Origin of the sequence: Candidatus Methanoperedens sp., assembly GCA_012026795.1 — an archaeon.
Classification (GTDB): domain Archaea; phylum Halobacteriota; class Methanosarcinia; order Methanosarcinales; family Methanoperedenaceae; genus Methanoperedens.
The window spans coordinates 108343-125482 of the sequence record VEPM01000007.1; the positions used below are offsets into that span (position 1 = coordinate 108343).

The window sequence follows — 17140 nt, forward strand, 5'->3', positions numbered from 1 at the left end:
TTCATTTTCGTTTTCCAAAATCTTTGATAAATTCCTTTACAATTACATCAAGTATTTTCCATCCATCTCTCAACGTGTTTAGATTTGAATTTCCATGCATTCTATGCGCTTCAAATGAGGGTATTTCCTTGACTTTAAGTCCTGTTTTTGTAACACGTATGGACTGTTCAGTCTCTATCTCAAAACCTTTCGAGGTGCATGTCATTTTTTCGATCGCATCTTTCTTGAATGCCCGGTACCCGTAGCAAAGGTCTGAATACTCTGATCCATACATATAGTTAACAAGGCTTACAAACATCTTATTTCCGAGTCTTCTGAAAGGTGTGAAATCATCAGAACCTCCACCTTGAATCAAACGTGATCCATGTGAGACATCATAACCATCCAGTACTGGTTCAAGTAGCATTGGCAGTTCTTTTGTGTCATGACTTCCATCCGCGTCCATGATCACAACTATGTCCCCGGATGCATTCTTAAAACCGGTTTTAAGTGCTTGGCCTTTTCCGGGTCTATTTTCAAGAATGATTTTTGCGTCTTTTCTATATTTCTTTATCTCTTCTCTTGTTCCATCCGTCGAATTCCCGTCAACTACAACTATTTCATCAATGAATTCAGGAATTTTAGAAAAGACATGTTTTACGTTCGGACCTTCATTTAAAGTAGGAATAACAATGCTAATCCTTTTTTCCATACCATATTTATCAATTAATGACATACTGATCTTACTTCCTATTTTGTTAAAGGAATCTTTTTTTAGGGGTAAATATCAACACGTTACTCTGATAAGACTATAACTCGTTCTCATACACACCTACCTACATTATACCCTATTTATTGGAATTCCCAAATTGCAGATTATAGTACCTGAGCCTATAATTACGTTAACTTATATAAGCATATCTTCTTCTAACAAATGTTTTAACTTGTGGTGAGTATCATGATCATGAATTGTCGGAAATGCAATTGCTTGTATCCTACTATTCAAATTTTCATCATTATTATTATCATTTTAATCAAAGGTAAATATATGGGTGATAGAAAAATATATTATCATGGTAATTATGATGATGAGAAAAAACAACAAATCAATGAAACTAAAAAAATTGAGAGATATAGGAAGAATTGACATAATTTCAATAATATTTTTCCTTTCTATACCAATATCATCGGCAGCAGATATTAATCTTGCATCCAACTCCGGTTTTGAAACCGATCCGTCAATCGAGTATTTTACACATGGAAATGCCGCTTTTACCTGGGCAACCACCCCACACACAGGAAATCGATCAGTCAAAATCGTATCCATCCAACCCACAGGATCATTTTCGCGATGGTTGAGCAAAACAAATAAGATCTCAGGGCGGGCTGGCAATATATATTCTGCATCTGCATGGATGAAGACTGTAAGTGTTGCCCAGTATGGAAGGCTTGTTATTAACTTCTGGGATACATCCATGAACCATCTGGGTAGCAGGGAGTCAGTTGGATCTGTAAGGGGCACGACAGATTGGACCCAGCTTACAGTTCAAGCTACTGCACCTTCGAATACTGCGTTTGTGAGGATTGAATTCAGGCTTTATGGTTCAGGTACACTCTGGGTTGATGATGTGGACTTGAGATTGAAAACAGTAACCCCTACACCAACACCTGTACCAACACCTTCAGGTTCTTACACTCTTTTATGGAGTGATGAGTTTAACAACAATTCCTTGAGTTCCGATTGGAGAGTATTTGGATCTAACCAGGGAGGAGCTACTTCTGATACATTATTCCACTCAAGTATGGTGAACGTAAGTAATGGTCAACTGCATCTGGGTATAGCTATGAACCCGTCCAGCGGAAGAAAATATATCGGTGGCGGTGTTGATAATATTAATTCCATAGCCGGTAAATTGAAACAGGGAAGATGGGAAATTAGAGCAAAAATGCCACCCGGATTTGGCACTGACGGATATTTCGGTCTTTACGGTTCGGCAGGAGAATGGCCACCAGAAATAGTTATAGCAGAGACTATAGGGAGAATACCAACACGATCAACTCTTGTTCAACTATATGGTTTATCAAGTGCTATAAAATACAATTCAACGCTGGTTATCCAATCAAATCCGGATTGGACTCAAGGATTTAATGTATATGCCTTTGAATGGGACGGCGATCAATTAAGATGGTATATTAACGGTCAGCTTAAAAAGACATCAATACAGCAGTTCACTACTATCCCCATGAAATTCAGTGCTGGAGCATGGAGTGGAATATGCGGATCTGATTGGCCAGATTGTGCGAGTTCAAATGTACTTCCAGCATATTTAGATATAGATTATGTACGCATTTATCGGAAAAATTAATGAAATCTTAATCATTTTAAAATTTTTTTATTTCAATAATCTCAACATTCACACTCTATAGAATTTCTCAGAATTTATCTTTAATTTCATAGAATATGCTGCATTATAAGATAAATCCTAAGTCAAAAATCTCTTATAATCTGTAAAAATAATAGAAATTGTTCTAATATCAAAAAAAATCGATTTTAATACAATAAAAAACTATCAATTCCCACAATAAACCTTAAAAACAAGTATAAACTTTCTATTATATTTATAATCATTCATGAATTATTTGATCGTAGTCATCATGATCAAAATAAACAGAAAATCAATTAAACTAAAAAAAATGAGATATATAAGAAGAATTCACATAATTTCAATAATATTTTTCCTTTCTATACCAATATCATCGGCAGCAGATATTAATCTTGCACCCAACTCCGGTTTTGAAACCGATCCGTCAATCGAGTATTTTACACATGGAAATGCCGCTTTTACCTGGGCAACCACCCCACACACAGGAAGTCGGTCAGTCAAAATCGTATCCATCCAACCCACAGGATCATTTTCGCGATGGTTGAGCAAAACAAATAAGATCTCAGGACGGGCTGGTAATGTATATTCTGTATCTGCATGGATGAAGACTGTAAGTGTTGTCCAGTATGGAAGGCTTGTTATTAACTTCTGGGACGCGTCCATGAATTATTTAAGTGGCATGGAGTCAGTTGGATCTGTAAGGGGCACGACAGGTTGGACCCAGCTTACAGTTCAAGCTACTGCACCTTCGAATACTGCATTTGTGAGGATTGAGTTCAGGCTTTATGGTTCAGGTACACTCTGGGTTGATGATGTAGACTTGAGATTGAAAACAGTAACCCCCATACCAACACCTGTACCAACACCTTCAGGTTCTTACACTCTTTTATGGAGCGATGAATTTAACAGCAATTCGTTGAGTTCCGATTGGAGAGTATTTGGAGATAACCAGGGAGGAGCCAATTCTGATACATTATTCCACTCAAGTATGGTGAAAGTAAGTAATGGCCAACTACATCTGGGTATAGCTATGAACCCGTCCAGCGGAAGAAAATATATCGGCGGTGGTGTTGATAATCTTAATTCCATAGCCGGTAAATTGAAACAGGGAAGATGGGAAATTAAAGCAAAAATGCCACCCGGATTTGGCACAAACGGATATTTCGGTCTTTATGGTTCGGCAGGAGAATGGCCACCAGAAATAGTTATAGCAGAAACCTTTGGGAGAACACCGACACGATCATCTCTGGCTCAAACATATAGTTTATATAATGATATAGAATACGATTCAACAGAGGTTATCCGATCAAATCCGGATTGGACACAAGGATTTAATGTATATGCCTTTGAATGGGATGGCAATCAATTAAGATGGTATATTAACGGTCAGCTTAAAAAGACATCAACACAGAAATTCATTACTATTCCTATGAAATTCAGTGCTGGAGCATGGAGTGGAATATGCGGGTCTATTTGGCCAGATTGTGCGAGTTCAAGTATACTTCCAGCATATTTAGATATAGATTATGTACGCATTTATCGGAAAAATTAATAAATATCTTAATTAATCAATATTAATTTTTCTTTTAGCGGCAAATAAAATTGTAGAACATAAATATTTTTTAAAAATTGGAATATTAGAGAAATATGAATTTAATTTATAAACAACACCTATAGGCAAATTTTTATATATAAAATAAGTAACAGGATTTAATATATATGAATTTATATACCGATTCTCAATGATTTCAAATTTTGACTCTACTAATAAATTCTTTATTTCAAACATGTTAAAATTAAACACATGATCCTTTTTTTCAGGGCCTATCTTTTTGCAATCATTATTAAGTTTAAAGGAAGTATAATTTGGAACTTTAATGTTTAGAATAGAGGAGCCATTGGGAGTTGTGATAATTAAAATACCATTTTCTTCCAAAAAATTATTAAATAAATTTAAAAAAAGCTCTGGTTTGTTAACATGTTCTAAGAATTCTGAAATAATTATACAATTAAAGTTATTCTTAAATGGCAATTTTTCAGCATTGCCAGCTACAAAATTGCAATTTCCATGTTCGTATTTCAAAAATGCATAGCTTAAACCATCAGAGATATAATCCACACCTACAACATTATAACCTTTTTCAGCAAGAATTAATGGTATATTGCCTTGTGCACATCCAATATCCAAAACCGTCCCTTTCAATGGAATTGATTTTTCGACTATATTAATAATTTCATTTATCCTTGAAATGTAATATACTGATTCTATAGATTTTTTGTTTGAAGACAAATATTCTATAGAATCATAATTATAAAATTTTCTGTGTGCCTCTTTATATAAATTTTCTCTTTTGGGTAATATCATATTAATCGTCTATTTTACATAAATATTTATTATTTTTCTTTTTCACATATGGTTTAAATTGTTTTATAAATAATAAACGTATGCCAGTGTCAAGTCAGTAATATAAAACAACACTCTCCAAAGAAGAATGAAATACCCTTCGAGAGTTCACCTTCAATGGTGTACATAATATTGAAAGTCAAAATCCTTTCATTAATTCTTACTATAAATGCGTACATAATCTATATCCATATATGCTGGAAGTACATTTGAACTCGCACAGTCTGGCCAATCAGATCCGCATATTCCACTCCATGCTCCAGCACTGAATTTCATTTTTATTGTGGTATAACGCTGTTGCGATGTTTTCTTTAGTTTTCCATTGATATACCATTTCAATTGATCGCCGTCCCATTCAAAGGCATATACATTAAATCCTTGAGTCCAATCCGGATTTGATTGGATAACCTCTGTTACATCATATATTGGAATATTGGATACATTTTCATACACTTGAATCAGATATGATTTTGTCGGTCTTTTCCCGATAGTCTCTGCTATAACTATTTCTGGTGGCCATTCTCCTGCCGAACCGTAAAGACCGAAATATCCATCTGTGCCAAATCCGGGTGGCATTTTTGCTCTAATTTCCCATCTTCCCTGTTCCATTTTATCGACTACGGAATTAATATTATCAACACCGCCACCGATATATTTTCTTCCGCTGGATGGGTTCATAGCTATACCCAGATGCAGTTGACCATTACTTACTTTCACCATACTTGAGTGGAATAATGTATCAGAAGCAGCTCCGCTCTGGTTACCTTCATATACCATCCAATCAGAACTCAAAAAATTGCTGTTAAACTCATCACTCCAGACCAGTGTATAGTCTAAAGGAGTTTTATCAGGTGTTGACATAGGACTAAAAAATAATATAAGTGAAAATATTATAACTATAGATGTTGTCAATATAAATTTATCCACTATTAAATTTATACTATTTATTTTAACGTTAGATACTGTTTTCATTATAAGTCTTTTAGAATGGATTTATCATTTAAAAAGATTGATAGCAATCCAAAATATTAAATATTATTTTTATATATATTATAATATCCATTTGTATATATTAATTTGGGTGTCTTATTTGATTCTAACCACAATTTAATGGAATCATATCCAAAAAAGCTAAGAAGGTAATTATTTGTTTGTTTGGAGTGTATAATATATGTTGAATCCTCCAATGAGGCATTGCTTGGGTTGTAAATACCTGAACGATACGGGCTTATACTCCACCTTTTGTAAAAGGGCAAGGGATGGTAATAATCCAACAAAGGTCCAAAAACATAATTTATACTTATAGGATATTCATTTCCGGGTTCCATTCTCAATGCAAAAAATTTTGAACCATATAATTCCGTTGTATAAACCATATCCATACTTTCCGAACCATAATGAGCAGGTATGTGAAGAAATAAAAAAATCACCATAATTGTGATCAAGATTTTACTGCGATTTGAAATATTAGCTATGATATAAGTAGCAGCTGGTATTATGCTATATATATATAATCTGTCATCCATTTCAGAACCATAATTGAGCATTAAAAACAATCCTATGCCTGTAAACCACATAAGACAATGAATTGATTTTTTATTATTCAATAAAGTTTTGTTATATAACAGATTCAATGTAACAAAAATTACACTAATAATGTATATTGCAAGATAAGTATATTTCAAGAGTCTTGGTATTTGGAATATCATATTAGTCTCCACGAATTCAATAGATTTATTCACTATTAAGATTTTAGAAATATTGTCTGCTGCAATTTTAAACATGAATGGTGCTATGAAAATATAATATGAAAAGAAAAATATTATCGAAAAAAGCATTAAGGTTTTAAATCGTCTTTCATTTAAATACATAATAAATATCATCACCATCACGACTAACGAGGTCAATAAATGTGTTATGATAAGAGCAGAAATGAATAGGGTTAACGGAACATATTCATCATATTTCTGATTTATGCTAAAATCATTTAATAATATAAATATCATAACAAAAATTAGGTAGGCTATGGACGGTGGACCATAGTAATATAAAAACAATACAAACGAAGTAAGGATCATAAAAGAGAGTAAAAAAGATTGATCAGGAGAGAAATGAAAGATTCTTCCCATAACAAATGTAAAAAAAATTAGGGCGATCATCCAGAATAATGGCATATACTTTATAATAGACATTAAACCAATATCCCCAATTAGAATAAGGAATGCTGAAACTATATGAGTAGCTGGCCACATGTTATAGGCTAAAAGATCCTCAGAATTGATATTAATATATTTATTTATCAAAACATTTTGAACTTCTCCTGCTGGATAATAAGACCAGGCAAACCATGCATTTTCCTCGGCAAATACTGGTAAACCAAAAAGATACACACCAAGAGTTAATAAATGTATTATATATATCGATGTATTTTTATACTGTGTGTCTAAATATAAACGTATTGAACTAAATATTAGTATCAAAAATCCAATCCAGTAGGCAAGAGTCAAATGAGATGTTAATCCAAGAAAATCTGTATTGTTGACTACAACCGGTTTTATTTCCCAGATACTATAGAATAAAAATATCAGGCTAATAGAAATAAGAATCAGATATGTTTTTGAATCAAGTGATGAATGAAATCCTGATTCAGGAAATTCCAATTTTTTTGATGGACTTATGTTAATATTAATTTTTGACATATTGAAACCTCAATTATCCTAAATAAATAATTTTTTTAATCTTATTGATCCATATAATCTTCCGAGACGATAACCGGATATGCATAAGAATGCTAATAAGGGTTCGAATAAACCATATCTGCCACATTTCCAGAACAGCCTGGTAAATGACCGAAAATAGAATAAGGCGATACTGAGCACAAGCTTTAAATAATCTATTAATGTACTTTTTAGATTAAAATTCATAAAAGAACTATGTTTTTCATATAGAAGCACACTTCCGTATCCATAGCTAAATTGTTGCTTAAATAAGGATTTTATATTTGTTCTATGTTTATGAATTACAATTGCATTTTGGTCATATACTATCTTATATTCTGTTTCTAATTGCATCCGCCATGCAAAATCAGCATCGCCACCTGAAATTAATTTTTCATCAAAATAGCCTATTTTTTCAAATATCACCTTCCTGTAGGCAACATTTGCTGTCATGGGATATGGTAAGAACTCTGAATTCAATGTATTTTTTTGGGACATTATATCTTTTTTTGTATAATATTCCTCCACGATATTAAACCATTTTCCTGATAAAATTTCACCTGCCACACAACCAACTGAATTTTCTGAGAAACCCTCAACGATATTAATTAACCAGTTTTTATCAACAATACAGTCAGCATCAGTGAATACTAATATTTCTCCTTTAGCATTCCTGATCCCTGTATTTCTTGCTGCATAGGAACTTTTTCTTTTTTCAAAAAACAACTTTAATTCTGGAATATTTTTTTGAAATTTTTTAATTAATTCAACTGTCGTATCCCTGGACCCATTATCTACAATAAGAATCTCATATTTATTATCCGGATAATTGATATTAATCAGGGAGTTCATCAAATTGTTAATATGGTTAGCACCATTCAGAACAGGTACAATTATTGATAAGTAAGGCTTCTCCAAAATATCACTCCTTTTTTAAAATTTCAATACACCCGTAGAAGTATCCCCGAAATTCATTTGAACTAAATCTGAGCGCGGCCAATAAAAATAAACCAATAATCGAGATCAAAAATGCAAATCTATGTTGAATTGTCTGAGGAAAATTTTTCTTGAATAAATAAAAGTGATTTTCTACTAACATTTTCGCCCTATCACTGTCAGAGTCCCTTGATACCGGGGATGCTTTGTGAATAAGTTTTGCAAATGGAGTGAATATTACTTTGAATTTTCTTGATATCCTGTATGATATATCACAATCTTCCATAAAACTATATCCTTTAAAATACTCATCAAAATGAAACTCATCCAGAGCATTTTTTCTAAATGCCATATTTGCGCCCTGTACACATTCGATTCTTTTGATTTTGTTGTGGCCTACTATATATCTGGGAAATCCTGATGGTAGAAAATATCCATTACCAAATCTGCTCAAAAAAAACAGGAAGAAAAAAACATTCCTTATATCCTTTATGAAAGAATATCTTATTAACTTTGGAAATGTCCTTGTTAACATATCAGCTTGAATTATGTCTCCTGTTACTAATCCAACATTTTCATAAGAATCAAATATTTTTAAAATTTCATATAAATAATCTTTATCTAATATTACATCATCGTCAACAAATATTATTATTTCTCCCCTACTTTTTTCGATTCCGGCATTTCTTGCCCTTGTCAGGCCAACTCTGATAGTATAATGTTTTATGAAATCGTTTTTATGTATAAATTTTCTCAATTTATCGATATTTTCTTCAGAATTACTTGAATCTATTATTATAATTTCATCGGGCATGATTGATTGAGCTAAAATAGATTCCAAACAATTCATCAAATCTTGTAGTCTATCTTTGGTACATATAATTATTGATATTTTCATGATTTAAATTTTATATTTATATTGAATAATAGTGTTTTTATTATGCCTGTAACATACGGAATTGAGAAAAAAATAATAAAAAGTAAATCAAATATATTATAATTGGCATATTCTACTGTTCTTGGGGTAGGCTTACCGCCAAGCATTGCCCTTGTAATCCCTGAGTAATACATCCTTTTCCACATCCATTTGAACTTTGTTCTTTCTATGGGTATTTGATGCCAAACAATGGCTGCGGGATTATATATTATTTTCAAATTTTTCTTCTTGATACGCCTGCAAAAATCAATTTCTTCGCCACACAATAGATTTTCCTTTCTTCTTCCTATATGCGCTAGAAAATTCTGATTTGAAATTAAATTTCTATTAACTGCAAAATTTCCTCCAAAAATCTGATCAACTTCCTTTAAATCACTACCCATATCAAATAGCGAGTAAAATCCCTGGGCAATAGATGAGTTGGAAAATATTTTATTTGGTTTGACAGTCCATTTTGGAAGGACTTTTCCCCCAACAATTGCAACATTTTCGGCAAAGGAAGTGGAAATGTTTTTTGCCCAATTCAGATCAACTATACAATCAGCATCCGTAAATGCAAGGATGTTTTTTTTAGAGACTCTGATACCTTCGTTTCGTGCTTCAGACAGTCCTTTTGGAGGTGTATAAAAATATTTGATTTTATCAATATTTAACGTATGACAAAATTTCTTTATATCTTCCTTTTTCGAACTATCTATTATTATGATTTCATATATTGCTTCTTGAGATAATAATGAGTTCAGGCATTGATCTATAAGATTAATGGGATCATCATAAGTAGAAACTATTACACTGATTTTGTCAATACCCATTATACACCTTTTTTTGCTCTAATAATCCTGTTTGTAATGAATTTTATTAAGTATATTTCCCATTACATATCCGGTAATTACAGCAAATGTCGTTGAAAAAAGTAATAAGAAATAATTCATTTGGTGTATATTAAAAAAATTCTTTGAAATTGAAGATACTACTAATTTAAGATAATTTTGTTCATGATAAAAAACTTCCTTTTGTGCAAAGTTAGTCTGGATAACCTGACCAAGTTCATATTTTAATAAGCCTTCCGAGTAAGATCTTTGAAGTAAATAAATTAATTTTGTTCTTTCTTTAGATACATTATGATAAACCAGGATTTCAGGATCATATAATACATTATTGTGATTTCTAAGGAAAAGTCTGATGCCAAAAAGAGTATCCTCCATTTTCCAGTTTCTTCCATCAAACATTTTTTCAAATTGTATCTCATTGAACAAATCTTTTCTTACAGCCATGTTCGCTGAAATAACATTTCTTATAAACTGTTTCTTAACAGGATGTCCTTTATATGTACAACCTACTACCCATAACAACTCTTCAGGAAGCTTATATGCATTTTCTTCATAAATAGGTATCAGCTTCCCGCCACACGCCAATATTTCAGGATATTCTGAAAAATCTTTCGCAATAGTTTCAAGCCAATTAGAAGAAGCAAAAGCATCATCGTCGATAAATGCAATAATTTCTCCGTTTGCATGTTCTATCCCACGATTTCTTGATACAGAAGGACCTTCATTTTTTATATTCTCAACTATTAATATTTTAGTTACTGCCCTTAATTGAGATTCCATCTTATGCTTAAGTTCTTTGTTGCCATCAATGACAAGTATTATCTCGACATTTTTATAAGTATTATCCAATATGGATTGTATGCACTTCATGGTCATTTCAATCCGTTCTAAGGAATATGCGCAGATAACGACCGATATAAGCTGACATTGCGATACATTTTTGTTCATTGATTCCATCCTTAACAAACCCATTATATATATATTCTTCACCCTTTTATCTCGCGAATTAGCGTTTTTATTTCGTTGAATATATCTTTATAAATTATTCGTATTGATATTATATATATGAGTATTCCAATGAATACTGAACTTAAAAATACATATATTTGTTGTGTGTTATATATTACAATATATTTGTATATCGCTATGCCAATCATCATAATTATTGAGCCTATCGCCGCAGGAATAATTTCTTTGATAATTGCACGCATATTTAATTTTATTAATGTATTTGTCATCATTTGAAAAATCAATACCAGAAATATTGTTCCAACTGCTACAGCGATCGCCATTCCTACTAATCCGTATTTTGTCCCGATTATAACGGCTACAGGCATAAGAATTATGCCATAAGTATGCTGCCTTAACGGAAGATCACTCCTGCCCTTTGAATACTGTACAGTATTTGCGATTGTACCTATGGAAACCAGAGCGCTACTGACACAGAATATCTGTAACAATATGACCATAGGAATCCATTTTTCTCCGTAAAAAATTGAAACGAATTCGAATGCTATTACAGACAAACCAAAGAGCATAGGAAATGTGATTAAAGAAACATATCTAATTATCCTGAGATATCCTATTCTTACGTTATTGTCATCATCTTGAATCTTTGAAAATGCCGGAAATGTTACTCTCATTATAGTCCATGAGATATTTTGTACAGGAAATGAAGTCAAATTTCTTGCAAGAGTATAATATCCTAATGAAAAGGTGCCAAATAATCTCCCAATTATCAAATAATCTATATTCATGGACATATATCTCAGAATATTTGACCCCACTATATTACCTCCAAAATCGAAAAGTTCCTTAAAATGTATGAAACTGAATTTCAATAATGGTCTCCATGCGTTTATTTTCCATAATATTATAACTGAAACAAATGTATTGGAAATGCTTCCAAGTACAATGCTCCATGCACCATAACCATAAAATGCCAATAAAATAGATATAATTCCGGACACTAAAGTCGCATTAACGTCAACAATCGTTAATTTTTTAAATTCAAGACTCTTTTCGAGTAGTGATCTTTGAATAATGCCAAAGGATCCAATTATGAAGGCTGTAGAACTAACAATAAGTATTGGTCTAACCATATCATTATTATAAAAATCTGCGATAAATGAGGATGTGGAGACAACTATAATAAATAGAATAGTACTCATCATTATATTTGCCCAAAATGATGTTGAAAGATGTATATCGTTCACATGTTTTTTCTGAATTATCGCTGCGCTTAGTCCAAGTTCATTAATAGTAGTAATCAAACCTGTAACAACAGTTGCTAATCCCACAATCCCAAAGTCCTGTGGAGACAATAATCTGGCAAGTATTATAAGAACTATAAATTGAAAAATCTGTGTCAAAATCTGAGAAAACCAACTCCATAATATACCAAACACAGCTAGAAGTTTAAAATTATTATCTTTTTTCATTTGCCGACAGATAGTCCCTTTATTAAATAATCTTAACCCATATAAATATATGATGTACTATGTATACATTAATATAAATTTAGTAAATAATTATCCTTGCATAAGCTATATACAGTTTAAAAAGAATAGCACCTATTTCCATCTATGAAAGACAATATCCGCATTCGAACATCTACTGTTTTAGTTATTCTGTTAGTTATAATAATTCCGGATATTTATTGGTCTACATTTTATGGTGGGCGGACAGGACCAGATAAAGCGGGTAATACAAATATTAGCCTGAATGTAAATTCTCCGGCAGTATCCACAACTTCGAATTTTACCCATCCCAATATGTACCTCAACATGGATGAGATCAAAGCCATCAAGGTAAGGGTCGATGCAAATGAAGAGCCTTGGAAAACTGCATACAATGCTATGATTTCAGAAGCAAATTCTGTATTAAAAGAGCAAACTCCAAGCGTTACATATGGTGGGAAAACTCCGCCCAGTGGAAATAAACACGATTATTATTCAGAATTACCATATTCTACGGACGGTGTCTTCGATAAGAGTCGTGACAGGACAGACTATCAGTCCGCAATAAAGCTGGGGAGAAATGTGCGTAGCCTGGGGCTGGCATATGCGTTTACTGGAGAAGGAAAGTATGCTGATAAAGCACTGGAATTCATCAGGGTCTGGTCGATTGATCCCCCGACAAGGATGAATCCCAGATTCACAGATTGGCAATCCAAGATCGAGATTGCAATCACACTTCCAGGTATGTTCTATGGAGCCGAGCTTATATGGAATTATCAGGGCTGGACTCCTGCAGATAAGGATGCATTCAAATCATGGACCGCAAGAATACTTGAGGATGCAAAAAACTGGTCAGCTGAGAATAACTTTGAGAACTGGCGACTCGTGTTCATCAGTTCTGCCTCGGTGATAACAGAAGATTCAGAAAGTATGACTTACGCTTTCGACCAATGGAAGGCTATAATCTCCAGTCAGATGGACTTAAATGGGAGTATGATAAAAGAAACAGGAAGAACAAACTCCCTCAGCTATTCCCTTTATGCTATAAATGCGATGATCCAGACAGCAGAAATCGCCAGGCATTACGGGGTGGATCTTTATGATTATAGACTCGAAGATGGACGAGGCCTGGAGAAAGCCCTGGATTTCCATGCTCCCTATGCAGCAGATCCGTCGAAATGGCCATATCAGCAAATAACTGCCTATGCAGGGGATAATGCAGCACTTTATGAACTGGCATATTCATTCAGGCGGAAACCTTCGTATCTTGATATCATCAATAAGTGGAAGAGACCCATGTATGAAAGCAGAACTATGGGGCCGGTGACGCTTACACATTCCTTTAACGCATATCCTTTTACTTTTGCAGGTATCAATTAATGGATGATTAATTTTGAAAATAATATTTATTCCGGATTATAAACATACGAATGCTTATCAGAGAAATCTTGCAGATTCACTCTCAAAGCAAGATGCTGAGGTTTGTTTTGGCACATTTTTTGGTTTGTTTGCAGTATTTAGATCAGTATGGAAATTCTGGAAACCAGATATTATACATATTCACTGGACATATCCGTATATTTTTGGAGATAATAAAATTATAACTATTATTAAGTCAAGTGAATTTATCTTTGAATTGTTTCTGTTGAAACTATCAGGAATTAGCGTAATATGGACTGTACATAATATAATTAATCATGAGGGGAAATTCAAAAACGTTGAGTTATTTTTTAACAAAATATTGGCCAGGCTGTGCAATAATGTGATTGTTCATTGCTCTTTTGCAAAAAAAGAGGTCATGAAAGTATATGGAATAAATGGCTCTAATATTACAGTTATACCACATGGGAATTACATCGGTTCCTACGAAAATGTAATAAGCTATTCTCAGGCAAGGGAAAGACTGAAGCTTAATATGAAAGATATTGTATTTCTAAATTTCGGACAAATAAGACCCTACAAGGGTATTAATGAGCTTATCACTTCGTTTGAGACCTTGAACAATCCAAACGTTAGATTATTGATAGTTGGAAAACCATTGAATAATAAAGTCGCACAGGATATATTGGATAGATGTCAAAATAATACGCACATAAAGACTTTCTTTGGTTTTATTCCAGATAATGAAGTCCAGGTCTATATGAATGCTGCGGATATCGTTATTCTTCCTTATAAAGATATTTTGACTTCAGGCGCAGTTATAATAGCCATGTCTTTTGGTAGGCCCATAATAGCTACATTAACAGGATGCCTGGCAGATACACTGGATGAGAAAGGAAGTTTTTTGTACCTGAAGACGGAGGGTGGTTTGCTTGAAACAATGCAGCGAGTTTTAAATACTGATAAAGCTAAACTCCAGAGTATGGGGGCACATAATCTTCGATTAGCTGAAGGTCTTGGATGGGATGAGATTGCCAAGAAGACGTGTAATGTCTACATGAAATGTTCAAAATAATTTAAGTTGTTGATTTTCAGTGAATAATAATAATAATAATAATATTTATAAAATATTAAATTAAATGTTGTTTCAGGACGACTCTTTTCCACCAAAGAAGCAAAGAAATATAACGCCATAGAAGATCAGGATTGGATTTTGTCAAAGTATCATATTCCTCAAATAGCTGCTCGACATCTACATATGGGCAATTAATTGTTTTTAAGTTCTTTTCTATAATATTTTTTGATGACTTGAGCCATTCAGATAATGGGAAAGGAAAACCCATCTTATTTATTCTCCAAATAATCGCACTTGGTAATAAATCTTCCATAGCTTTGCGTAAAATGAATTTATGCCATCCATTGTGTATAAGATATTCTGGTGGCAGTCTGAATGCAAAATCCACTAATCTATAATCGAGAAATGGCGACCTGGTTTCCATTGGAATAGCAAAATAATTTTTATTTCCATTTCTCAACCAATAGTTCATTAACCACTGCCCCATATTACCAATCATGATTTCATTAAAATTTTTTGGAATGTTTCTTTCCACGACATCGTCGAAGCCTTGAAGTAATGATTTTTCCTTTATCATCACATATTTTTTAATAATATTTTTAATTGTTAAATTATATGTTAATGCAATAAGAATTGAACTATTGATACGTTTGAATGCTTTAAAATCCTTATCTATCCAGGAAAAAGATTCTTTAATAAATGCCCAATATTTCTTTTTTCTCAATAAATAATCAAGGTAAGCTTGAAAATAAATATATTCATAGCCAGCGAATATTTCATCTCCTCCATTACCATTAATAATAACTCCAAAACCTTCGGATTTTAATTTTTTTTGAAGCAATTGTTCAATTTGAACAACAGGATTATGAAAAGGTTCCTCCATGAGCCAGATATATTCATCGGCATCCTTCCAAAAATCATTGAATGATGGTTCGATCACTCTATAATCTACAAGCTTTCCGCAACTTTTGGCAACCATGCGAGCAAAAGATTCTTCATTTGCTCCTTTTTGAGGAAATTTCACTGTAAATGAAACTGTAGATTTATTGAGGACTTTTGTATATAGTGCAAGGAGAGTTGATGAGTCCATCCCCCCGCTTAAAGCAAAACCAACTGGAATATCAGAACGAAGACGAATTTCCAGGGCATCAACAAGTAAGTTTTGAATCTGTTTCTTTGCATCGTCAAAACTAATTTCAGATTGGTCAAATCTTTTATTTGGAATTGTCCAATATGTATTCATTTGGAAATTTAATGAGTTATCAACAGATGCATAACAAGCTGCAGGGAGAGTATGTATCTCCCTCCAGAATGTGCTATTATCCAGATCTCTCCAACCATGATTAATATAATCATATATCGCTTGCTTATTTATGGATAATTTATCAGCTCCACATGCGTGAAGTAATGATTTAATTTCCGAAGACCAATATAGAATGTTATTTTGAATCGTATAATATAGCGGACTTTTCCCAATTCGATCACGGGATAATAATAATTTGCGTTCTTTCATGTCGTAAAGACTTAGCGCCCATGTCCCATTGAATCTCTGGAAACAACCTACACCCCATTCCTTATATGCTTTAACCAGGACCTCGGTATCAGATGATGTTAAGAACTTATGTCCTTTTTGCTCTAGTTCGTTTCTTAGCTCAATATAATTGTAAATCTCACCATTATATGAAACACAAACCGACCGGTTATCATCCCAGAATGGTTGATGGCCACCTGGTGTCAAATCTATAATAGCATAGCGACGGTGACCAAAAGCAAGGTTATGAGGAACTTTACCTAATGAATTAACATTTTCAAAATTTGCTTTAATTGTATCCTGCGTATCATCCCCAGCAGCATCTATAGAAATATTCGAATGAGTATCGATAAAGACATAACCTTCATCATCGGGTCCACGGTGTCGAATTAGATCGGTCATTTCAACAATTCGACTAATAATTGATTCGCATTTCTTTGGATCATAATATCCTGTAATGCCACACATAAGGCTTTAAACAGATTTTAAAGTTATTATAATGTACTGT

At 33.1% G+C, this 17140-nt stretch carries 14 protein-coding genes; 4 read left to right on the plus strand and 10 right to left on the minus strand.

Annotated elements, in window-relative coordinates; genetic code table 11:
• Position 1: 1 nt before the first annotated feature.
• Complete coding sequence (locus FIB07_03225; protein ID NJD51857.1) at positions 2-715, minus strand: glycosyltransferase family 2 protein; 714 nt, start codon at positions 713-715, stop codon at positions 2-4.
• Between the two features lie 337 nt (positions 716-1052).
• On the opposite strand from FIB07_03225, the gene FIB07_03230 reads away from it, so the two are divergent.
• Together FIB07_03230 and FIB07_03235 are read left to right on the plus strand one after the other, a co-directional pair.
• Positions 1053-2345 (plus strand): glycoside hydrolase family 16 protein, encoded by a 1293-nt coding sequence (locus FIB07_03230; protein ID NJD51858.1) that lies wholly within the window; start codon positions 1053-1055, stop codon positions 2343-2345.
• Between the two features lie 265 nt (positions 2346-2610).
• Positions 2611-3915 (plus strand): glycoside hydrolase family 16 protein, encoded by a 1305-nt coding sequence (locus tag FIB07_03235; protein ID NJD51859.1) that lies wholly within the window; start codon positions 2611-2613, stop codon positions 3913-3915.
• A 12-nt stretch (positions 3916-3927) separates the two neighbouring features.
• On the opposite strand, the gene FIB07_03240 is transcribed toward FIB07_03235, so the two are convergent.
• From FIB07_03240 to FIB07_03275, 8 genes are all read right to left on the minus strand, one after another.
• A complete protein-coding gene (locus tag FIB07_03240) occupies positions 3928-4728 on the minus strand; it encodes a class I SAM-dependent methyltransferase (GenBank protein NJD51860.1) in 801 nt (266 codons plus the stop codon).
• A 192-nt stretch (positions 4729-4920) separates the two neighbouring features.
• Complete coding sequence (locus FIB07_03245; GenBank protein NJD51861.1) at positions 4921-5739, minus strand: glycoside hydrolase family 16 protein; 819 nt, start codon at positions 5737-5739, stop codon at positions 4921-4923.
• Positions 5740-5795: 56 nt separating this feature from the next.
• Positions 5796-7466, minus strand: a complete 1671-nt coding sequence (locus tag FIB07_03250; GenBank protein NJD51862.1) for a hypothetical protein — start codon at positions 7464-7466, stop codon at positions 5796-5798.
• 18 nt (positions 7467-7484) lie between these two features.
• Entirely contained in the window at positions 7485-8405 is a 921-nt protein-coding gene (locus tag FIB07_03255) for a glycosyltransferase (GenBank protein ID NJD51863.1), read from the minus strand.
• A gap of 1 nt (position 8406) precedes the next feature.
• Positions 8407-9318, minus strand: coding sequence for a glycosyltransferase family 2 protein (locus FIB07_03260; GenBank protein NJD51864.1), 912 nt, complete (start codon positions 9316-9318; stop codon positions 8407-8409).
• Positions 9315-10169 (minus strand): glycosyltransferase, encoded by an 855-nt coding sequence (locus FIB07_03265; protein NJD51865.1) that lies wholly within the window; start codon positions 10167-10169, stop codon positions 9315-9317. The genes FIB07_03260 and FIB07_03265 overlap by 4 nt, the downstream gene beginning before the upstream one ends.
• Before the next feature lie 18 nt (positions 10170-10187).
• Positions 10188-11159, minus strand: coding sequence for a glycosyltransferase family 2 protein (locus tag FIB07_03270; GenBank protein NJD51866.1), 972 nt, complete (start codon positions 11157-11159; stop codon positions 10188-10190).
• Positions 11160-11173: 14 nt separating this feature from the next.
• Positions 11174-12628 (minus strand): MOP flippase family protein, encoded by a 1455-nt coding sequence (locus FIB07_03275; protein NJD51867.1) that lies wholly within the window; start codon positions 12626-12628, stop codon positions 11174-11176.
• 144 nt (positions 12629-12772) lie between these two features.
• Here FIB07_03275 and FIB07_03280 point away from each other — a divergent pair, with 144 nt between their 5' ends.
• Positions 12773-14026 carry an alginate lyase family protein gene (locus tag FIB07_03280; protein ID NJD51868.1) on the plus strand — a complete coding sequence of 418 codons (1254 nt, stop codon included), beginning with the start codon at positions 12773-12775 and terminating at the stop codon, positions 14024-14026.
• A 13-nt stretch (positions 14027-14039) separates the two neighbouring features.
• On the plus strand, positions 14040-15101 hold the full coding sequence (locus FIB07_03285) for a glycosyltransferase (protein ID NJD51869.1): 1062 nt from the start codon (positions 14040-14042) through the stop codon (positions 15099-15101).
• 55 nt (positions 15102-15156) lie between these two features.
• On the opposite strand, the gene asnB is transcribed toward FIB07_03285, so the two are convergent.
• Positions 15157-17100 carry an asparagine synthase (glutamine-hydrolyzing) gene (asnB, locus tag FIB07_03290; GenBank protein ID NJD51870.1) on the minus strand — a complete coding sequence of 648 codons (1944 nt, stop codon included), beginning with the start codon at positions 17098-17100 and terminating at the stop codon, positions 15157-15159.
• Between the last annotated feature and the right edge of the window lie 40 nt (positions 17101-17140).